This window comes from Roseiconus lacunae, from assembly GCF_008312935.1.
GTDB lineage: Bacteria > Planctomycetota > Planctomycetia > Pirellulales > Pirellulaceae > Stieleria > Stieleria lacunae.
In genome coordinates this window covers 362,992-385,473 of record NZ_VSZO01000009.1, presented here as the reverse complement: position 1 = coordinate 385,473, position 22,482 = coordinate 362,992, and the positions used below count along the sequence as shown (strand labels likewise).

The window sequence follows — 22,482 nt, the reverse complement described above, 5'->3', positions numbered from 1 at the left end:
GTGCGGCATGACCTGCCTTGGGGAAAACGAGTCCGAAAATGACTGCCCCCAATTCACAATTGAGCAGAACAAGTCGACCTTTCACGCGTCTAAGGTGACGGATCTCCCTAAGCGACGCTGATTCATTGGATGAATGCTTGTGTCCCGGTGCTGACGCGACCAGACTGCCGACGCACACCCAGCATCCTAACGCCGGTTACCCGACAAGGTTGCCCGACAAGATCGGAAAGCGAACAATCCCGGTCTCTCGACTAGCTCTGCCGAACAAACTCTGCCGAACAAAGCAATTCCCCACATGATCGCAGAAACTCCGAATCAGCGAACGAGTTATCGTAATCGCCAGGTTTCCAGTAACAAAGCTTCCGCCCAATCGGTGCAAACGCTCGACGTGCCCGGCGCTTTGTGGCGTTATCGATGGGCGGTGATCCTGCCGAGCCTCTTCTTTGGGGTGGTCGGATTCCTGGTTTACCTGCAGCTCGAAGAAACCTATCGCAGCTCGACTCGGTTGATGGTCGAATCAAATCGTCCGCCAACATTCGATGCGGTTACCGGCGAGGTCCTCGGCGGCGTCGCGGACATCGAAGTCTTGCAGGCTCAACTTTATAGCGATCGTGTTGTCGGGATGGCTTTCGAGCAGCCGGTGATGCAGCCCTATAAGAAATTGTATGACAACAACCTCGAACAGTTTGCCAAGGCGGTTCAGCTAACTCTTGTGCTTGAACCCGAGGTCACGGACGTCAAGACGGCTCAGTCGCTGATCACCTTGTTGCACTTTGACAGCACTATTCCGGAGCATTGCGAAGCGGCCACTCGCGCCTTCAGCAAGTCGTTGCAGGCGTACTACAACGAGCGGCACCAGAGCACTCAAGCTCAATTGACCCACTTATTGAACGTGGCGATCGGTACGCTTTCACCCAAGCTAAGCAAGCTCGAACGCCAATACAACGAGTTTCGTCGTGACGCCCCGTTGGACTGGAATAGCGAAGGCCAAGCGATTAACCCCCACCGCGAACGACATCTGACGCTTGTCGAAGACCGTTCGAAGCAGTACCAGCAGTTGCGGGCGCAGCAAACGACCCTCGCACAAATGGAAAGTGTCGCCGAGCAATCGGATGATCCACGAATCGTTCTCAACGTGATGAGTCAGTTGCTGGGCGTTCGGGTCACTTCTGTCGGCGAAAAACGCGATCCCGATCCGCTGGTCGGTGATAGCGCCTTGGCGGCCCTCGATGTGCAAAAGACGTTATTGCCGTTGATGGTCGAACGAAACATGAATGCAAAGGAGTTCGGCGAGTCACACCCGACGGTCAAGGCATTCGATGAGCAACTCGAGACGACTCGTGAAGAACTGTTGAAGTTAGTCGAGCAACAATCCGAGCGGATCACAAAGTTGCGAGAGAAGTGGTACGAGAGCATGTACGGCGATCCGATCGCCCGTGCCAAAGAAACCGTCGATGCGATTCTTTATTCGCACAAAGCGATGGTGAAGATGCAGGAAATGCACATCAAACAACTGGATGAGCAAATCGTTGCGGAAAAACTTGAAGCGTCAAAACTGGCTCAATACGAGCAGCAAAACGAGCAGTTGGTTCGTGAGATCGAGCAGAACCGTGACTTGCTCCGTCAGCTTGAAGAAAACATGCGTCGTGCTCAATTGAGCGATGAAGACAGCGTGACCCAGGTCGTCGAGTTATGGAAACCTACGAAGGCGTTCCTGGTCGGCCCGAGCTTACTTAAGACGGTTGGATTGGGATCGGTGCTCGGCTTGCTACTCGGTAGCGGCTTGGCAATCCTGCTCGAGAAAAACGCCAATACGTTCCGCGATCCGGACGAAATCAGTGCGACCTTGGGCGTGGCCATCTTGACGCACATTCCTTACTTCCGCGGCAAACGCCGAAAACTGAAAAAGGGAGAGTTGGATCCGTACAAGTCGTTGTCCACCGATCTGGCCGTCGTGCATCAACCGGCCAGCATGACCGCCGAAGCGATCCGATCGCTACGAACGGCAACGTTCTTTGACATGAGTAACTTTGAGCGTGGGCGAATCATTCAGGTGACCAGTCCATTGCCCGGAGACGGAAAGAGCACCATCGCTTCGAATCTGGCGTGCTCGATCGCTCAAAGCGGTAAACGCGTCTTGGTGATCGACTGTGACCTTCGGCGGCCACAATTGACCGACAACTTTGCGTGTGAGGACAAGCTCGGACTGAGCAACGTGCTCGACGGCGAGTGCGATCCACTTGATGCGGCTCATGCGACACCGCTGCCGAAATTGCATGTGATGCCATCTGGTCCGATCCCATCAAATCCGGCCGAAGCGTTGACGTTGCCGATGATGAATGAACTGCTCGAGTATCTTCGCGAGCAATTCGATTACATCATCCTCGATACGCCTCCGCTGTTGGTGGTCACCGACCCGAGCATCACAGCCAGCATGGCCGACGCGGTGATCTTGACACTGCGAATTCGCCGCAAGAGTAAACCTAACGCCCGCGAGGCCTTGAATATTCTTAACGGTGTTGGCGCGAACGTACTCGGAGTCGTGATCAATAACTCAAGTGAGGCCGCCGGTGCGGATGGTTACTCCGGGTACTCGTATTACCGTTATGGTCGTCAGGGCGGGCAGTACTACCGCCGAAATGGTCAAACCGATGGCAAGAACGTAACGGTGACTAACGATCGCACGATCAAGAAGCCCGAATCGTCCAAATCCAACGGGTTTGCGTCGGTGATCTCAAGCGGCAACGGTGCATCGACAACGACGCTTCCGAAGACCAAGCAAATCGAATTGTCGACCGAGTCGCGGGACGACTTGGGACAATAATCGGTCTCGCGAAGTCAGCTCTCCGGCCGCCTCTTTCTCGGGTAGGGAGGCGGCCCATGTTTATCCGTCATTCACTCTAAAATACACCCAACACAATGTCGTCTGCGGATTCAGCAGGAGTCGGGGAAACGGCAGTGGATGCGCCACTGACCAACCCGCCTACTGAAAGCGAGGTTCGTCTAGCACCACACAGTAATTGGCGCTGGTTTTGGCTGGCACTTGCGATCGTCTCGGCTCCGTTGCTGGTGCCGTATTTCGTGAAGCTTTGGTCCAAACCTACCTATCAGTACTTCCCTTTTGCGATCGGGGTGGTGGCGTGGTTGGCCTATCAGCGGAGCGACGGACGGTTTTACCCACCGCGGGGGATGATCAGTTGGGCGGCAATTGGCCTGGGGCTGTTCTTTATCGCATTCGGTGCGGTTTTTAAGTTTCCTTGGTTCGGTGCCGTGGCGGCGGTCTTCTTTGCCACCGCGATGCTTCGAGCGATGCGTGGTCCGTATGACCGGACGCTTTTGGTGACCGCGCTACCGCTGTTTACGGTGATTCAACTTGTCCGACTGGACACGCTATTGGTGATTCGATTGCAACGGATTACCACGTGGTTTTCGAGCGTTCTGTTAGACGGCTTGGCGATTCCTCACGCCGTAGCGAACAACGTCATTCAACTCGCCGACCGGGAGTTGTTCGTTGCCGAAGCGTGTAGCGGAATTCAGTCGGTCTTCACGCTTGGCTTTTTAGCACTGTCAGTGGTCGCTTGGAAACGCCGTCGCGTTTGGACCGCGCCGATTTATCTTGCGATCGCTTGTCTATTGGCTGTGTTTTCCAATGTCGTTCGTGTCACCGTTGTTGCGTTGGCTGCGAGTCTATACGAGATAGACCTTGCCGAAGGCTGGTCTCACGAATTGCTCGGATACGTCGCTCTGGGATTGGCGTTCGCCTTTTTGTTGTCGTTTGATTTCTTGATGACCACGATCTTTCATGAAGTTCCCAGCGAATCGGAATTTAACCCGCTCGTTTCTGGATGGAATCAGATCGCAATTCGCAGAGGCGAAGACGACGGAGAAAGAACCACGCAGCGTGAAACGATCGATCAATTGGAGACCGATCGGCAAGGTGTGCTGTTCGCGACCGCACAGCGTTGGATTCAAAACCGCAATGCTCAGATCGGATTCTTGACCGTAATCGTTCTGATCGCCGGGTTGGCGGTTTTTCAAGTTGTGACATCGCGGCGACCCGAGAATCGCGTCGAAGGTGATTCCGATTTGGTCTTCGACCCGCCGTCGAATTTGATGGGTGAGATGCAGACACTGTCGGTTGTCAATCACGTGTCCAATCGGAACTACGAAGTGCCATACCTTGGCGCCAACTCGGACGTCTGGGAGTGCTCGTCGGGAGACATTACCGCTCAAATCGTTCTTAGCCAGCCTCATAATGGGTGGCATGAATTGTGTACTTGCTATGAGCGTTTGGATTGGTTGTTACTCGATCGTGATATCAAGTCGCCGGAAGACCTAGAGATCTTCGAAGTCGAAACTCGTAACCCAGACGCGATGAATTCGACTTACGTTTTTGCTCGTTTTAAGCAGGGCCCAACTGCTCGAGGCTATCTGCTGTTTTCTGGCATCGGCAGCGACGGAACATTGATCGACGCACCTAACAGTTTGGCCGCGTTTTCTCACCGGGTTTGGAATCGAATCGATTCGACCGGCGTGTGGGATCAGGACGAGGTTTTGATGCTGCAAATGTGGGTGATTGTCCCGGACAAGCTGGATCCAAAACACTTGAACAGTCTGGAGAAAGACTTTGTCGCGATTCGAGCAAAGTTCGCCGACGAAATTGCCCGAAATGCGGGACGCAACTTACCCCCGGTAAACACGGGAGCGCGTACGACGTCGATCAAATTAGACGATCGCTCCGAAGTCGTCGCGGGTAATACCAACCAACCGGCGGAGGTGCACTGAGATGGAAGCGTTAAATCCCCTGGTTTGGATTCGATGGTGCTCCGAGTTCGTGCGCGGCTGGTTCGTCGGCATTCCGTGGCAAGATGCACCCAAGGCGATACCGGCGATTGTGCTATCGATCGTGCTTTTTGTCACCGGCTTCATTGCCTTCAGCGGTGGAACGGGTTGGCGGAACCGCCGCTTGGAACGCCAGCTAATGGTATCACTGGAGCGGGATGATTTTCCGACGGCAGAAATTGTGATCCGCCGACAGTTGGAGGCGGATCCCGAGAATTTGGAACTCTTGCACCGATTCGCTTGGATTCGTGACGCACAGTCACATCCCGACGAGGCGAAAGCGATCATGCGAAAGTTGCTGCACCATGGTCACGCGCCGGCAGCGAGATGGCTATTGCAGAACGACATGATCGGAAAGAAGTGGTCTGACTTTGACGAACAGCAGCTTGATGAATGCGGGCTGATCTTGGAATTGATCAGTGATGCTGACCCCAAAGATGTCAGCGTCAAAAAAATGTACACCGACTATGCAATCTTTCGGCATCGGTATTCGACCGCAGTTGAGTTGCTGCTAGAGCTTTCCGAAACAGAGCCGTTGTTGGGACTCAAGGCGGCAGAGTTGTCGCGACGGCTTGGCGAACATGATCAAGCAGAACTGTACGCGGCGAAGACCCTGGAAATCGTCCAGGAAATGCAGAAAGACGATCCAATGGATGCGAATCTGGCATTCATGGTCGCGCGAAACCAATTGTTCCTCGATCGACATAGCGACGCGATTCGAACGCTGAAACGCAGCTTGGATATTTCGCAGGATCCCAAGCAGAAACAGATGCTGACGTTGGCGTTGGGCGATGCCATCGTTGCCTACGTTAACTTCATCGAGCAGTCCCCCACCAATACGGTCAGTGAGCGTCTGAAGGTTTTGCAGATGTTGGAAGCCGCGGTTCAGATTGCACCTAATAACCCGCGCGTGGTCACGATGTTGGCCGATCATGTACTCGGGAGCTTGGACGAACAAAATCAAGAAGTCGTCACCGTCCGAAATGCGCTCGTTCGCGGGGCGCCACTGTGGATTTCGCATTTCATCAAGGGCACCGCAGCTCTGATGAAGGATGATATGAAGCGAGCCGAGTTGCACCTTGGCTTGGCCATCGAGCAAAACGGAAAAAGCGCCGCAGTGCTGAACAATCTTGCCGTCGCGTTGTCATCCAAGCAGGAGCCGGATCTTGAGCGTGCGCTCGAAATCTCCAATGAGGCGATCAACTCGATTCCCGTCGCCACCCCACATTTCTACGAAACACGCGGTCAAATCCTTTATCGGTTGGGGCGTTTGCGCGAGGCGATCAGCGATCTCGAGAGGGCATTGGCGGCGCCCACGCTGGCGTTGAAGGCTCACCAAATGCTCGCGAAGTGCTACGACGAAGTCGGTGATCCAGAACTTGCCGAGCAACACCGGGACGCAGTCTCTCGGATGGAACGGGAGATGGCTGCCGGAACGCTCGATTTCAAACTTCCGGGAGAAAAGAAGTCGCAGGGGAGCGCGAGCAAGGCTGACGGCGGCGAGACGGCTGAGGGGGACGACGACGATTCAGCTTCCGCCGAATCGTCAAATGTGGTTCCCGGTCCTGCGGAGGGGGGATCTGCCGCCGAGTAGTCTGTCTGGTCGTCGGGCGTCGCTACTGATCCGCGTAAATGAAGTGTTTGGATTGGGATCATCTCGTCAGCCAACGTCTGCCGGCAGGTCATCTGGAGTGCATTCGTCGGGGCGTACCTGCTGACGTTTCCCCGCCATTGGCGTTTGGTGATCAACCGGCATAAGCGTTACGTGAGCAGCGAGTGTTTGCAGGGATCGCGAATCGGGTGGAAGGGGGATTTATCCTTTTGGGCTGACATTGCCGATTGATCAAAGGTAGGATTTGGATGCGGACCGGTTGCCCCGGTCATCTACCTACATGGCGGTACTCCTAGGTTCAGATAGTCGGTCAATGGCACGCTTTGGCATCGTCTCCGGACTCTTGTTGTGCATCGACACAGCGATGGCACTGTTCGGTTCAATAGAGAAAGTCCCGTTGTTGTTCATTCCCATGATGTTGGGAATACCGATCCTGTTTTTTGGTGTCGTTGCACTTAACCCTCATCGCAAACGTCAAGCACTCGCCACTGCCGCTGGAGTTGGCAGTTTGGGGCTGCTGATTGGTTGTGGGCATTTGTTTCACTTTCTGGCGATTTGGAAGAACGCAGGAAGCGTGAACATGCACTTCACGAGGATCGTCTGTCTGATGATCGTGATTTGCATTGCCTTCGTTTTCGGGTACTGCTGGACGATGATTCGAGGTGAAGGGTTCAGGCTGCGGCGTAGCAGTTCCGTCCGCTAGACCTGACCTTGCGGGGCATGATTGCTCCACGATTGACGAACCTGCCACTCAGGCGTATCCTCTTCGCCAATCGAAATCCGCAAAAACCCCATTGAAAATGCACTCCAGAACGACCGTAGTCATTATTTGCCGCGTCCCTGGCTTGATCTGCCAGTGATGGCGCGGGGGAAGCGAGGCCCCGGAGCAACCGTCTTGGTCGACTGACGTTGTCAAGTTGCCGACATGGTTTCCGGTAACACGGTAGTTCACGCACACAGCACCCCCGTAGCATTCCCGCTTCGGGGGTTTTTTTGTAAACCAAAGTAGTCATGACTTCTAAATCGATTCAAATTTACGACACGACACTTCGCGACGGCTCGCAAGGCGAAGGCGTTAGTTTTTCGCTTAACGACAAGCTGCAGATTGCCCTGCGATTGGCCGAATCCGGTGTCGACTTTATCGAAGGCGGCTATCCGCTCAGTAACGAAAAGGATGTCGCTTTCTTTGAAGGGATTCGAAAGCACGACCTCGGCAATACAAAAGTTTGCGCGTTCGGGATGACCCGTCGGCGTTCGATGAAGGCCGAAGACGACCCAGGGATGCAAGCCCTGGTCGCGGCCCAGACGCCGGTGATCACGGTGGTCGGAAAAACCTGGGACTACCATGCCACCGAGGTCTTGCGAGTCACTTTGGAAGAGAACGTCGACATGATCGGCGAAAGCGTCGCGTTCTTGAAGAAGTCGGCGGACGTAATTTACGACGCCGAGCATTTTTTCGATGGCTACCGGGCCAATCCAAAGTACGCGATCGAAACCTTGCGAGCTGCCGCAGCCGGCGGAGCGACGACGATGGCATTGTGTGATACCAACGGTGGATCGTTGCCGGAGCAGATTGCCGAAATCACGCAAGCGGCGATGGAAGGCCTCAATGACTACCCTGACGTTATCTTTGGGATTCATTGCCATAACGATAGTGAACTGGCCGTCGCCAATTCGCTTGCCGCTGTCGATGTCGGTGCGACGCAAGTCCAAGGCACGATCAACGGTATCGGAGAGCGTTGCGGAAATGCGGATCTGCTGTCTGTGATGGCCAACCTTTCGCTCAAAAAGAAAGGCTATTCGGTTCTCGGGGGACGAGGGCTTCAAACACTGACAGAGCTCAGCCGCTTTGTCTATGAAACAGCAAATTTGCAGTGGCGGACGAACCAGCCTTTTGTCGGCCAAAGTGCGTTCGCCCACAAGGGCGGCATGCACGTCCACGCGATCAACAAAGCCGCGTCAACCTATGAGCACATCAATCCAGAGTTGGTTGGCAATGAGCGTCGGATCTTGGTGAGTGAACTGAGCGGACGTAGTAATATTGCCGCAATCGCGACGCGGCATAGCATCGAAAATGATCGTGAGATCCAAGACAAGATTTTGTCGGAAGTCGTCAGGCTGGAAAACCAAGGGTTTCAGTTCGAGAACGCCGGAGGGTCGTTCGATCTGCTGATCAAGCGCACCGTTGGAACGTTTGCACCGCATTTCAGCCCGATCAAATACCGAGTGGTCGCCGGTGAAACGTCGGCCGATGAAAAGGATGTTTATGCCGAAGCGATCTTGAAGATCCGAGTCGGTGACCAGGATTGCTTTGCCGCCGCGGAGGGGCACGGCCCAGTCAATGCGCTTGATTCGGCACTGCGACAGGTGTTACTGCCGTTCTATCCGGTGCTGCGAGAAATGCATCTGGTCGATTACAAGGTCCGGATTTTTAATAACGGCAGCGGGACCGCGGCCGGAACTCGGGTCAATATCGAGAGTGCTGACCACGACGAAAGCTGGGGCACCATCGGTGTTAGCGACAACATCATCGAAGCCAGTTTCCAGGCGTTGATCGATTCAGTCGAATACAAATTGCACAAAGACAACATCACTCCTGCGACATGAACGAAAACTCCATTCCGATTCGGTTCGAACACTCGACCGCGGCCGACGAAATCGCGCAGCGTTGGGATCTCGCGGGATGTAGCCACGCGAAAGTCAATCCCGACAAGAAGCCCTACACGATCGTGATTCCGCCGCCGAATGTGACCGGCGCGCTCCACCTCGGGCATGGCCTGAACAACACCTTGCAAGACATCCTGATTCGCACCAAGCGGATGCAGGGGTTCGAGACGCTTTGGATGCCAGGGACCGACCACGCCGGGATCGCAACCCAAGCTGTCGTCGAGCGGCGTTTAAAAGAGCAGGAGAACCTGTCACGCCACGACATCGGTCGTGAGGGACTGGTCAAACGCATTTGGGACTGGAAGGACCAATACGAAAAACGCATCATCGGCCAGCTAAAGCGGATGGGGTGTAGTTGTGATTGGGAACGTTTGCGTTTTACCTTGGACCCGACCTGTGCCGCCGCAGTCCGGGCGACGTTTTTCGACTTGTTCAACAAGCAGTTGATCTATCGCGGCAAGCGTCTGGTCAACTGGGACACGTTTCTGCAAACCGCAGTCAGTAACGACGAAGTTGAAAATGTCACCAAGAAGGGACACTTCTATCACTTCCGATATCCTGTGATCGATCCCCAACCGGGAGAGCCGGAGTTCGTCGAAATCGCGACGACACGCCCGGAAACGATGCTTGGTGACACTGCCGTCGCCGTGCACCCCGATCCGGCCGCCGCCCTTGACGAACTTGAAAACGAGCTGCGGGAAAAACTAGCCGTCAGTAGTGCCAAAGAAAAACCTGACGTCGAAGCGCAAATGGAAGCGATCGAAAAACGACGGGCCAGCATGCTGCCGAAGCTTGAGGTGCTGCGAGACATGGCAGCCGATGGTCGAATGCTAAGACTACCGTTGGCCGATCGCGCGATTCCGCTCGTTGCCGATCAGTGGGCCAAGCCGGGGCTCGGCTCTGGATGCGTAAAGATCACTCCGGCTCACGACCCCAATGACTATGAAGTCGGTCAGCGGCAAAGCTTGCCCATGATCAACATCATGAACCCGGACGGAACGATCAACGATGTCGTACCTGCTTATCAAGGTCTGACGATCCCGCAAGCGCGAAAGAAAGTCGTCGCGGACCTCGAAGAGGCCGGCTTGCTCGGAGACATCGAAGACCGTGAAATCGAGATGCCACTGTCGGATCGCAGCAAGACTCCGATCGAGCCTTATTTGGCCGACCAATGGTTCGTCAAAATGGACGACTTGGCCCAGTCGGCGATGGACGCCGTCAGCGACGAACGGGTCAAGATTTTTCCGACGCGTTATCGCAAAGGCTATCTGGATTGGCTGGGGGAAAAACGCGATTGGCCAGTCAGTCGACAGCTTTGGTGGGGACACCGGATTCCGATTTGGACGGCTTCGTTTGAAAACCGAGAACAAGCCGAAGCGATCGTCACAAAAACTCGAGCGCTGGCGAGCGACGATAAACTCTCCGCCTCGTTGCAAGCCGACGCCGATGGCAAGTCCTACAGCGTATTTGTCTGTTTGCGCGAAGAAGATTCGCCGCTGGAACCCAAATTGGAAGCCTTGCGTTTGGTTCGCGACCCGGACGTCTTGGATACTTGGTTCTCGTCTGCGTTATGGCCACACAGCACTCTCGGTTGGCCGCAAAAGACTCCGGAACTGGAGTATTTCTATCCGACGTCGACGCTCACGACGTCGCGTGACATCATCACACTGTGGGTTGCTCGCATGGTCCTGATGGGACTGAACAATCTGGGTGAAATTCCGTTCGACCAAGTCTATATCCATCCGACGATTTTGGATGGACATGGCGAACGAATGAGTAAGAGCAAGGGCAACGGTGTTGATCCGATCGATGTCATTGAGAAATTCGGTCCTGATGCGCTGCGGTTTGGTTTGACTGAGATCGCGACCGAAACGCAAGACGTTCGGATGCCGGTGCAGTACGAGTGTCCGCACTGCGAAAAGCTGGTCGATCAAACCAAGAAGAACCGTACCGCTACGACGATCGATTGTCCCGGTTGCAAAAAAACATTCTCGACGCAGTGGGCTGAATCGGATGCGGATAAAAAACACCCCAAAGCAGCCGTCGTCAGCGAGAAATTCGAAAACAGTCGAAACTTTGTGAACAAGTTTTGGAATGCTTCACGATTCGTACTGATGAACCTAGACGGGTTCGAGCCGCAGAAGATCGATGTCGCCGCATTGCCGGTTGAAGATCGTTGGTTGCTCAGTCGTTTGGCGACCGTGACTCGACAAGTAACCGACGCGATTGAAACGTTCAAATTCGCCGAAGCACGCGGTGTGATCTACGATTTTGCGTGGAACGAGTTCTGCAGCTTCTATGTTGAGATCGCGAAGCCGCGATTGTCTGACGAGAAAACGCGTGGCATCAGCCAGAACGTGATCGTTCACGGGCTTGATACGCTACTGCGATTGTTGCACCCCATCACCCCTTTCGTCACCGAATCGATTTGGGGATACCTTGGTGAAATCGCTCCAAAGCGTGGGCTCGATCCCGAGCCGGCAAGCGAGCTACTGATGCAAGCGGAATGGCCGCAGCATGATGCAAGCCATGACGACCCATCGATTGAGCGGCAGTTTTCTGAGTTTCAGCAAGTCGTCGTTGCGATTCGCCAGATTCGCGCCAGTCAATCGATCAAACCGCAAGAAACCGTCCCCGTGGCAATCACTTGCAGTGAATCGAGCCAGCAACTTCTGGAGCCGATGACCGCCTATTTCGGTGCTCTTGCCGGGGCCGATGTGATTGCGATCGGCCCAGAAACGAACGCCTTCGAAACGGACGCACCCCTGGCGATTCCGGGTATCGGAATCGAGGTTCATGTCGACTTGGAAAAGTTCATCGATGTCGAAGCGGAATTATCTCGGCTCGAAAAGTTGCTTGGCCAGATCATCAAGCAGGTGGCGGGGAAGGAATCCAAGTTGGCGAACGAAAACTTCGTCTCTCGTGCGCCCGCCGACGTCGTCGAAAAGGAACGCTCGTCACTGAGTGATTTGATCGCTCGGCAGGCATCTGTCGAAGCGGATATCCAAAAACTACGGGAGAAAGCATCATCCGACTGATTCGAGATCCCAAATTTGACAACGGCCAACCGGAACGCACCGAGTTTGTGCGCCACACAATCCGCGTTGCGCTGAAAGATCGCAAGCTGACGCGGCGTGGCCACGTCGGTGCCGAAGGCGTTTGCCGCGTGCTGCTCGAACTTGCCGTCGATCACTTTGCCGAAGCCGGCAAAGACGAATTGATCGCTTGGGAATTCGGGAACAGTGGCGACCTTGGAAAGTTCGTCTATCAGCTAGCCGATCAAGGCGCCATTGAGCTGTCTGAAACTGATCGCGCCGAAGACTTCGATGGCTGGTATGACTTGGAAAAAGACCCCAGCACCTGGGGCCTGCAGTGGTAGCCGGCGTTAACGTCGGCAGGGATCATGAAATGCTTTGCGAAGGATGATCAGCGACTACGGTTGTGGTTTGTCGTTCCACCACTGTTTCCACTGTTGCTCAAGTTGGAGTGCTTTTTGGGGCATCCGATCGGCAAGATTGTCGAGTTCGCAAGGGTCATCCTGAAGGTTGTAAAGCTCCCAGTCGGTTTTGCCGTATTGAACAAGCTTGAATGCTTCATCACGGATCGCTTTTGCTTTTCCGAACTGCCAGTAGATCGGCCAAGGGCGATCGATCTTTTTGCCTTTCAGGACAGGAACGATCGAATGTCCCGGCAGTTCCCCGGTGATCTCTGCGTTTGCTAGGTCTAGCATCGTTGGCAAAAAGTCGATTAAGTGCCCCACATGATCGGTTTTCGAATTGGGGGCGATCTTGCCTTTCCAGTAAGCGATCATCGGAGTCCGTGTTCCGCCCTCATAGTCAGTCGTTTTGTACTTGCGGAATGGTGTATTCGAAGCGTTCGCCCAGTGACGGCCTTGGGTCAGATAGCTTGTCACTTCCCATGGCATCGAACCTTTGACGGTTGATCGGTCAGCAGAGTCCTCACACGCCCCGTTGTCGGATAAGAAGAAAACGATAGTGTTTTCACCTTTTCCGAGGTCATCGAGGGTGCCGAGAAGTTTGCCGATATTGCGATCCATGCGATCGATCATCGCCGCGTAGGTCGCCATCCTGAGGTCCCACCAATCACGATCGGTTTCGGGGATGTCTTCCCAAGCGGGCAGTCGTGGGTCACGTGGCGAAAGCGTGGCACCGTCGGGCAAGATGCCGAGTGACTGCTGCCGGGCGAAACGTTGCTCTCGAAGTTTGTCCCAGCCAACGGAGGCGTATTTTCCGCGGTACTTTGCGACATCTTCTTCGGACGCATGCATGGGGTAGTGTGGCGCCGTGAAGGCAACATACAACAGGAACGGATTCGTTTCGTTGCGGTACTGCTTTAGGTACTCGATCGCTTTGTCGGTAAAAGCGTCCGTTGTGTAGAAGTCATTCGAGTTAGGCGTGAAGGGTTCGAATTCCTGGTCATCGTCTGCCCAGCGCCGGACCTTCTTCTTTGCCGGTTCTGCTTCACCCGGGCGCGCGTGACCCGGGTTCCAGAAATTGCAGCACCCATCCGTCAGCCCGTAGTGGCGGTCGAATCCGCGTTGGAAGGGTGTTTGGCCGGCGTGCCATTTACCAGTCATCAGTGTTCTGTAGCCCGCTTCACGCATCCGTTCGCCAAACGTCGGTTCCTTGTAGTGGACCGACGCGGAGGCACCGACGTGGTGCCACCAACGCCCCGTCAACAGAGACGCACGAGTGTGTTCGCATTTCGCGTTGTTGTAAAACGCACGAAATCGCATGCCGCCTCGGGCGAGTTGATCGAGATTCGGCGTTTCGATTTCGCCCCCGTAACATCCGATATCGCTCCATCCCATATCATCGCACATGATCAGCAAAATGTTGGGGCGATCCTCGGCTGTAGACTTGCCGGTCCAAAGTAAGCTAGCGACTAGCAACGCGGCGACGGTACCGGAACCGCGCAGGAGAACTGAGTGATTCATATCGAGATTCTTAAGGGGGCTAACGACGACAGGAGAAATTAGCGGAGACACGCGTTCGATCGGGAGGCAGGGTCGAAACTCGTTGGCAGAGGTGTCGATTGGTGCGTTACTTGTGATGAGGTGTTAGTCAATCATCTGCGTAGCGAAGGAGATCCCAGCGACGATTATAAAGGCTTGCGAGGCCCACCGGCGAAAGGGCGACGTTGGTTGCGATCGCTCAAGATAGACAGGTTGTCTGTTCTCTGCTATGTTGTTAGCAGCTGGATGTAGTTTGTGGCGATTGACGACTGCTTGTTGACCGAATTGAAATCTCAGCCCGATCGCCAGTCTGTCCGAGTCATTGCCTGTCTGTTCGAATAGGGGAATCGTGATGGTAGCGTGTTTGCGGCGACGGTTGCTGGTAGGTTTATGCAACGCCGTCCTGTTCGGGGCAGCGGTACCTGCGGGACTGCTGACGGAGAGTGTTTTGGCACAAGACGCCGACTCGGCTAGCTCGGGAAAAATTGAAAACGCCAAAGGGGCAACGCGAAGCGATCGTCTCTACGCGGAATTTGATCGGACCGGAAAATCGCTCGACTTCAAAACCAAAGACGGGCAGGTGTACCAATGGCAATCCGATCCGCTGTTTCGTTTTTCGGCTGAAGGGATGAACTTTGGCAGCGTCTACGTCTGGACCGATCCGAAGGGGCACTTGGCGTTGGTGGGGACGATCGGTTCGATTCCCATCTCTGGGGACGATTTTGAATTTGTCGAGTTTCATCTGATGAATCCATCGCCGATTGAGCCATTGCGGATCGGCAAATTGGGGCCCAAGGTTTGGGAGCCAAATGTCGATACCCTTGCGTTGAAGCCCATCCCCGATGCTCCCGCGGTCGCAGCACAAGCAGGGACACGCTTGCGTCAGATGCGAGGGCTCGCACGACGTTTCTCGGCGGAGATGATTAACGCGGGGCAGACCAACACTTTACGTCTGTTGCCTCAGCCTCTCTATCGATATCAGAACTCAACGGAAGAATTCGACGGTGCTTTGTTTGCGTTCGTCTGGGATACCGGGACTGACCCCGAAGTCTTGTTGCGGATTGAGCTGATCGGCAGCGGCGACGAGGCGCGATGGGCGTATCAGCCGATGCGATTCACCTACCGTGCCGTCAACGCGTCACTCGATCAAAAGCGGATTTGGGAGCAGGCAGAATTTTACGAACGCGATCAGTCGCGCCAGTCAGCTCCGTACATGACAACTCTGACCCGACAAATTCCCTGATTGAATGCTTCGATCGGCGGAGCCGTCGCCCGGATGACTGTCTGGCTGTGAAGGTATGTCCTCCCGAGTTTTCCGGAGAGGACAACTTTTTCAGAAAAATGCAATATCGGACATGAGGTCCGGTTGGTTTGGAATCTCCCTGGCCGGTGTGATCCGATTGAGTCCGGTTTTTTCAGGTGATCCAGGAACCAGACACGTATCAAGCCATTTCGTTTTTTGACATCTGGCGTCGCAAAAAATGGCGATGATCTCGAAAACCCAGCGTTACCACTCGCTCGTGTAGGGGGTGCGGTGTTTGACGGATGGGAAGACTTTCGCTACTCTAAGCGGGTGTTAGGGGAAATGCGTTCAGTGTAAATGTCTGAAAAGTTTATTGCTGTTGGCGTTTTCAAGAGTTCACCACCAAGAGGCGTTCGTTGAACTCACGACGATCGTCCGTCTCGGTCGTCGCGTACTAAAGTGGTGAACCAGCTGGAAATGTTGGCACCCCAAACACACCCCACCCAATCCCACCTACGACAAGCCGGCGTCTTGATGACACTGGCATGTTCCCGCCCAACCAAGATCTCGTCGCAGTTCACACGATGACCTGCTTCGCATCTCGTTCGCCGAGGAGAAAGCCTCCGCGTCGGGATTAGTCTGCACAGATCTCAAAGCACTTCAACATTGATTACGGAGTCGTTCGATGCGTTGTGAAGGAAATCCATTTAGTCGGCGCGGTTTTTTGACAGCCGGAGCTTTGGGAGGGCTGGGGTTGTCCTTGCCCGAACTGCTGATGCGGGAAGCGATGGCAGAGCAAAAGTCCTATGACTTTGTTGAAGCCAAAGCGAAGAGCGTCATTCACGTCTATTTGCCTGGTGGTTTGGCCCACCAAGAGTCGTTCGATCCCAAGCCGTACAGTCCGCTGGAGTATCGAGGCGAGATGCGGACGATTAAAACAAACACGGGCGAGGTTTTCGCAGAAACGGTTCCACAATTGGCCAAGCGAGCCGACAAGTTCAGCATCATTCGCTCGATGACGCACGGCGAGGCGGCACATGAGCGCGGGACTCACAACATGTTCACCGGGTACAAACCCAGCCCGGCGCTTCAGTACCCGTGTTTTGGCTCTGTGGTCAGTCACGAGTATGGCCCGCGAAACAATTTGCCTCCATACATTTGCATCCCGAACGTGCCGAACGAATTCGCCGGCACCGGATACCTGCCGAGCAGTTATGGCGGATTCGCACTCGGGGCCGATCCCGCCCGTGACGGTTTTAAGGTCCGCGACTTGGATCTGGCCGGCGGCGTCGATGCGGAGCGATTCGTTCGTCGCAAGCAGGCCCTACAGATGGTGAACAGCAACTTCGTTTCCGCGACTGCGGCGGACAATGTCGGTGCGATGAACACCTTCTATGAGCGAGCGTACAGCCTGCTCGACACGCCAGCGGCCAAAGAAGCCTTTGACATCGAAAAGGAAGACGCCAAATTGCGTGATCGTTACGGTCGCAATCAAGCCGGTCAGCGTCTGTTGATGGCCCGCCGACTGGTCGAAGCCGGAACACGTTTGGTGACGCTGACCTACGGCGGTTGGGACATGCACCAGAACATCACCCAAGGTTTCCGCAGTCAAATGCCTTCCCTTGATCAGGGTTTGGCAGTGCTGTTGGACGATTTGAGTGACCGCGGACTGCTGGATGAAACGCTCGTCATGGTCAGCAGTGAATTCGGTCGTACGCCGAAGATCAACACCGATGCCGGACGCGATCACTGGCCGAAGGTGTTTAGCGTGATGCTGGCCGGAGGTGGAATTAAGGGCGGCATGATTCATGGTGCTTCGGATTCGACCGCGGCTGAGCCAGAATTGGATGCCGTATCGCCGGCGGACCTTGCCACCACGATGTACCGATTGATGGGAATCGTCGCCGACAAAGAGTTGATGGCTCCCGGTGATCGGCCGATCGAGATTGTCGACGGTGGCAAGCTGATCTCGCCACTGATGGTGTAATTCGAGCAGGAATTTGGATAGCCGCCCGTTTCGACGGGCGGCTTTGTCTTTCACGACCGGTGACTCAATCGTTAGCAAACAAGCGATGTTGAATACAAACGCACGCCGCGCGCTTCATTCCACCATGATGGCTGTTCTGGCAGTCTTCACGACTTCGTCCGCGATGGCGACGATTCCTGTCGTCACTCAGCTTGAACCGAGGGGCGTGGTCCGCGGTGAAGAAACGGTGATTCAGTTCAAGGGGTCTCGCCTTAGTGACGCCTCCGAAGTGTTGTGCGACTTGCCAGGGATTGAGATCTTAGAAGTCAAAGCGGTCAACAATTCTCAGGTCGATGTCAAGGTCAAGGCGGCCGCGGATTTGACGCCTGGGCTGTACCCGTTGCGATTGATCACCAAAAGCGGAATCGCGAATCTTCGTTTGCTTGGCGTCGGGGCGATGCCGATCGTTAAAGAAGCCGAGCCAAATAACGAGTTTGATGCGCCACAGAAAATTGAACTCAACAGCACGGTCGATGGAGTCGTCACCCGCGAGGACATCGATCACTATCAAGTCGATTTGAAAAAAGGCCAAACGCTGAACGTCGAAGTCGAGGGGATTCGGATTGCTTATTCGCTCCGCAATCGCGACATCTTAGACCCTTACATTGCGATCCTAGATTCCGGGCGTTTTGAGGTCGCATCGAGTGACGACAGCGCGCTGCTGCAGCAAGATGGTTTGTGCAGTTTCACCGCCCCCGAGGACGGTACGTATACCATCTTGGTTCGCGATAGCTCGTTCCAGGGCAGCAACCTCGGCGGATATCGCTTGCACGTGGGGACGTTCCCTCGTCCCGTCACGGTCATCCCAGCCGGCGGCCAGCCATCGACCGAACTGAACGCGAAGTTGGTCATGTCAGATGGTTCCGAGCGAACCGCAACCATCCCGTTGCCGAGTGAAACGTACGAACAGTGGGGAGTGGTCACGCAAGACGAAACCGGCGTCACGCCTTCGCCGAACTGGATTCGTGTCAACGACCTGCCCGTCGTGATGGAACAGGAACCAAATGATGACCGGGCCAAAGCGCCCGTCGCTCAGGTTCCCGGCGCCTATTGTGGGATTATTTCCCAGCCAGGCGATTTCGATTGCTTCGCGTTTGAAGCAAAGAAGGGAACGCGGTATCGCGTCGAAGTGTTCTCTCGCAACGTTTTGCGTTCGCCCCTCGATGCCGTCTTGAACGTATTCGCGCCTAACAATTCGACGCTTTCTTCGAGCGATGACAGCCGTGGAAAGACCGACCCGTTTATCGAATTTGATGCCAAGGAAGACGGGCTTCACAAGGTCCGTGTCTACGACCACCTTCGTGGTGGTGGCCCGACCTATAACTATCGAATCGAAGTCACCACGCCGGCACCCGGTGTTGGTTTGACTTTGAAAGAGTTGCGTCGTGATGAGGCCGAAGTCGTCAGCGTTCCGATCGGTGGTCGCGGGGCGATGATGGTGACTGTCAGCCGAGATCGATACAGCGGGGAAGTGAATTTTAATCTTGATGGTCTGCCCGAAGGCGTGACTGCAACCACGTTTCCGGTGCCCGCCGGACGTCCGGAGGCGCCGATCGTTTTGACGGCCGCTGCGGACGCCAAGCACAACGCTTCGCTGTTCACGATTTACGGCAAAGGCGACGAGAAGAACCCGTTGGTTGGTGGGAAGCTGAGTCAAACACACAAATTGGTTTTGGGCCAAAACCGCCGTTGGATGTGGGGGTATGACACCGAACGTGCGGCCATGGCTGTTACCGATCCGGTGCCCTTTGAAATCGAAGTCGTGCAGCCGAAGACGCCCATCGTTCGCAACGGAAGCAAGGAACTTTTGGTGCGGATCAAACGTGACGAAGGATTTGAGGAAACCGTTTCGCTGCGAACGCTTTACAACCCGCCGGGGATCGGGATCAACAATAGCCGTTCGATTCCCAAGGGAAAAAACGAAGTTAGCATTCCGATCACCGCTAACAGTGGTGCCGGCGTTGGCGAATGGCCAATCATTTTCCGCGCGTACTACAACACCAAGAACGGACAGGCGGTCGAAGTCACACCGCCGATCAACTTGGTCGTCGAAAGCCAACTGTTCAAGTATGAGTTTCCGAAATCTGCTGGTGAACTAGGGGCCGATGTCGCTTACGTATTGCCAGTCGAAAAACTACGCGATTTCGAAGGTGAAGCGGAGGTCCAGTTGGTCGGTCTACCGGCCGGAGTGACCTGCGAAGCACCCACACAGAAAATCGCTGACGATACCGAAGCGGTGACGTTTCAACTGAAGATCACCGACAAGGCGAAGGTCGGACGGCATAAAACAATCAATACGCAGAGCCGTGTTCACGTTGATGGTGAAACGATCATTCAAACGGAGGGCACCGGCGAATTGCGAATCGACAAGCCATTGCCGCCCAAGGTTGACGCACCCAAAAAGCCGGAAGCCAAGCCGGCCGAGAAGAAACCCGCCGCGCCAAAGCCACTCAGTCGGCTGGAGCAACTCCGGCAAGAAAAGAAGCAGTAGCATCAGCGTGTGATGTGATCGACAGTTTTGACTAATCGGAATTACGCAAGAAGTTCTATCCCACCGAGCGCAAGTCCAAATGACCATTCGAATGGTATTCCCAGTGTTGATGGCAGCGATTGTTGCCAGTTCCGCATTGGCAGTGACCCCGGCCGAGGAAGCGGCGAGCCAACCGAACCAGTCGGCGCAACGGCCTGACCTGTCGGTTTATCCTCCTGAAATCAAGTTGAATTCGGACCGTGATTTCCAAACCTTTGTTGCCGTCATTCGACGTGGCGACGGGATCACCGAAGATGCCAGTGACCGTGTCGCGTGGAAGGTTGCTGATGAGTCATTGGTCAAGCGTGACGGATTCAAGTTGCTGCCGATTGCCGACGGGAGCACCGAATTGGTCGCCGAATACCTGGGATCGACGGTCAAGATCCCCGTGACGGTTTCAGGGGCGGGCAAGAAACCGCCGATCAGTTTCACCAATGACGTGATGCCGGTCTTGACCCGTGCCGGGTGTAACACCGGATCCTGTCACGGGGCGGCTCGCGGGAAAGACGGGTTTCAGCTGAGCTTGTTCGGGTTCGACCCAGTCGGTGATTACAACCGGATCACACGCGAAATTGGTTTCCGCCGCATCAACTTGGCAATCCCCGAAGAAAGTTTGTTTGTCAAAAAAGCGATCGGGAGTGTGCCCCATAGCGGCGGTAAACTTTTTGACACCGATTCGGAATACTATGCGACGATCTTAGAGTGGTTGTCTGACGGAGCGAAGATCGATCCGAAAGACAAACAACCACCAACGGTCGATTCTGTTGCGATTTATCCTCCTCAAGCGGTCATCGAAGGGGAAGGGACTCAGCAACGTTTCGTTGCCGTCGCGACGTACAGCGATGGCTCGACGAGAGACGTCACAACCTTGGCCGCGTTTACGTCGAATAATTCCGGCACTGCCGCGATCGATAACATTGGAATGGTGACCGCGGGCCGTCGCGGCGAAGCTTTCGTGATGGCTCGGTTCGATACCCACACCGTCGGCAGTCAGGTTCTGGCGTTGCCGGTAGGACTGGAATACGAACCTCCAAAGGTCACCGGCAATTACATCGACCAGTTGGTCGGTAAGAAACTACAACAGCTTCGAATCCTGCCGAGCGGTTTGTGCAGCGACGAAGAGTTCTTGCGTCGCGTGACGATCGATATCACCGGGTTGCTCCCGACAGAAGAACAGTACGAACGATTCATTAACGATCCAGCCGAGGACAAAAGGGCTCGCTTAATCGATCAATTGCTCGATCAAAAAGAGTTCAGTGAAATCTGGGCGATGAAATTCGCTCAACTGCTGATGATCAAGAGCACCAACCAGGTCAGTTATAAGTCCGCTTACCTGTATGCGAACTGGTTGACAGACAAGTTTGCTAAGAACGTTCCTGTCGACCAAATGGTCCGTGAACTGTTAACCAGCACCGGTGGCACGTTCTCTTCACCGGGGACCAACTTTTACGAAATCGAACGTGACACGTTGAAGACGGCAGAAAATGTCGCTCAGGTCTTCATGGGGATCCGGACCCAGTGTGCACAGTGTCATAACCATCCGTTCGATCGCTGGACGATGAATGATTACTACGGATTCGCCTCGTTCTTTTCACAGATCGGACGCAAGGGCGCCGAAGATTATCGCGAGCGGATTATCTACAACCGAGGTGGCGGTGAGGTCAATCATTTGGTGACCAAGAAACCGGTTCCGCCAACCTTCTTGGGCGGCGCGTCGCCTGATACGCGTGGCAAAGACCGACGTGAGGTGTTGGCCAACTGGTTGACCAGTCCGGAGAATCCATTCTTCGCCAAATCAATCGCCAACCGCGTATGGGCTCACTATATGGGCGTTGGATTGGTTGACCAAGTTGATGACATTCGAGTCAGTAATCCACCTAGTAATCCTGAATTGTTCGATGAATTGGGTGAGAAACTCGTCGAGTACAAATTCGACTTTCGGCAGCTCGTTCGTGACATCTGCAATAGCCAAGCGTACCAACGCAGCAGTGCTACCAATCCCACAAACGCTCACGATACCCGCAACTACGCTTACGCATTGACGCGACGAATTCCTGCGGAAAGCTTATTGGATTGCATCTGCCAGGCCACCGAGTCGCCGGACAAGTTCCGCGGTCTACCAATCGGTGCGCGTGCGGTACAAATCGCCGATGGCGGAACGACCAACTATTTCTTGACTACCTTCGGCCGGTCTCCTCGAACGACCGTGTGCGAGTGTGAGGCGTCGACTGATCCGTCGCTATCGCAAGCCTTGCATCTGCTCAACGGTAGCAGTGTCAGCCAAAAGGTTTCCCAGGGAGCCAAGGTTAAGAAATGGATCGAAAGTGAGAAACTATCGCATGAACAGGTGATGGAGCGGATCTATGTGCGTTGTCTTTCGCGGAAGCCGACTGCCGACGAAGTCGCACAATTGAAGGGGATGTTGGAGCAATCAGAAGACAAGGTCGCCGCACTGGAAGACATGTACTGGGCTGTTCTCAATAGTCGCGAATTTGTCTTCAACCACTAGTGCTTCGTCTCGAATTAATGTTTCAGTTCGGCTCATTAGCCGACGGGCATTAACTTCGGCTATTGGCCGGCAACCATG

Annotated in this window: 12 protein-coding genes; 11 read left to right on the top strand and 1 reads right to left on the bottom strand. The window is 54.7% G+C overall.

Going from position 1 to position 22,482, the window contains the following annotated elements:
- Positions 1 to 295: 295 nt before the first annotated feature.
- From FYC48_RS14100 to FYC48_RS14070, 7 genes are all read left to right on the top strand, one after another.
- Complete coding sequence (locus FYC48_RS14100) at positions 296 to 2,824, top strand: polysaccharide biosynthesis tyrosine autokinase (protein WP_149497338.1); 2,529 nt, start codon at positions 296 to 298, stop codon at positions 2,822 to 2,824.
- A 95-nt stretch (positions 2,825 to 2,919) separates the two neighbouring features.
- Positions 2,920 to 4,785 (top strand): exosortase U, encoded by a 1,866-nt coding sequence (gene xrtU, locus FYC48_RS14095; RefSeq protein WP_149497337.1) that lies wholly within the window; start codon positions 2,920 to 2,922, stop codon positions 4,783 to 4,785.
- Between the two features lies 1 nt (position 4,786).
- The gene (locus tag FYC48_RS14090; protein ID WP_149497336.1) at positions 4,787 to 6,436 is read left to right on the top strand and encodes a tetratricopeptide repeat protein; all 1,650 of its coding nucleotides are present in this window, start codon (positions 4,787 to 4,789) and stop codon (positions 6,434 to 6,436) included.
- A gap of 331 nt (positions 6,437 to 6,767) precedes the next feature.
- A complete protein-coding gene (locus FYC48_RS14085; protein ID WP_149497335.1) occupies positions 6,768 to 7,157 on the top strand; it encodes a hypothetical protein in 390 nt (129 codons plus the stop codon).
- A gap of 308 nt (positions 7,158 to 7,465) precedes the next feature.
- Positions 7,466 to 9,061, top strand: coding sequence for a citramalate synthase (gene cimA, locus FYC48_RS14080; RefSeq protein ID WP_149497334.1), 1,596 nt, complete (start codon positions 7,466 to 7,468; stop codon positions 9,059 to 9,061).
- Positions 9,058 to 12,159, top strand: coding sequence for a valine--tRNA ligase (locus FYC48_RS14075; RefSeq protein WP_149497333.1), 3,102 nt, complete (start codon positions 9,058 to 9,060; stop codon positions 12,157 to 12,159). The genes cimA and FYC48_RS14075 overlap by 4 nt, the downstream gene beginning before the upstream one ends.
- A 47-nt stretch (positions 12,160 to 12,206) precedes the next feature.
- Positions 12,207 to 12,500: a hypothetical protein gene (locus FYC48_RS14070; protein ID WP_149497332.1), complete on the top strand. Its 294-nt coding sequence runs from the start codon at positions 12,207 to 12,209 to the stop codon at positions 12,498 to 12,500.
- A gap of 54 nt (positions 12,501 to 12,554) precedes the next feature.
- Here FYC48_RS14070 and FYC48_RS14065 read toward each other — a convergent pair whose 3' ends face one another.
- Positions 12,555 to 14,078, bottom strand: coding sequence for an arylsulfatase (locus FYC48_RS14065; protein ID WP_149497331.1), 1,524 nt, complete (start codon positions 14,076 to 14,078; stop codon positions 12,555 to 12,557).
- A 367-nt stretch (positions 14,079 to 14,445) separates the two neighbouring features.
- On the opposite strand from FYC48_RS14065, the gene FYC48_RS14060 reads away from it, so the two are divergent.
- The 4 genes from FYC48_RS14060 (at position 14,446) to FYC48_RS14045 (ending at position 22,404) form a co-directional block, all read left to right on the top strand.
- The gene (locus FYC48_RS14060; protein ID WP_149497330.1) at positions 14,446 to 15,339 is read left to right on the top strand and encodes a hypothetical protein; all 894 of its coding nucleotides are present in this window, start codon (positions 14,446 to 14,448) and stop codon (positions 15,337 to 15,339) included.
- A 685-nt stretch (positions 15,340 to 16,024) separates the two neighbouring features.
- Positions 16,025 to 17,326, top strand: a complete 1,302-nt coding sequence (locus tag FYC48_RS14055) for a DUF1501 domain-containing protein (RefSeq protein ID WP_149497329.1) — start codon at positions 16,025 to 16,027, stop codon at positions 17,324 to 17,326.
- 43 nt (positions 17,327 to 17,369) lie between these two features.
- Positions 17,370 to 19,856: a pre-peptidase C-terminal domain-containing protein gene (locus tag FYC48_RS14050; protein ID WP_235034252.1), complete on the top strand. Its 2,487-nt coding sequence runs from the start codon at positions 17,370 to 17,372 to the stop codon at positions 19,854 to 19,856.
- Between the two features lie 79 nt (positions 19,857 to 19,935).
- Positions 19,936 to 22,404 carry a DUF1549 and DUF1553 domain-containing protein gene (locus tag FYC48_RS14045; RefSeq protein ID WP_149497328.1) on the top strand — a complete coding sequence of 823 codons (2,469 nt, stop codon included), beginning with the start codon at positions 19,936 to 19,938 and terminating at the stop codon, positions 22,402 to 22,404.
- The last annotated feature ends 78 nt before the right edge of the window (positions 22,405 to 22,482 follow it).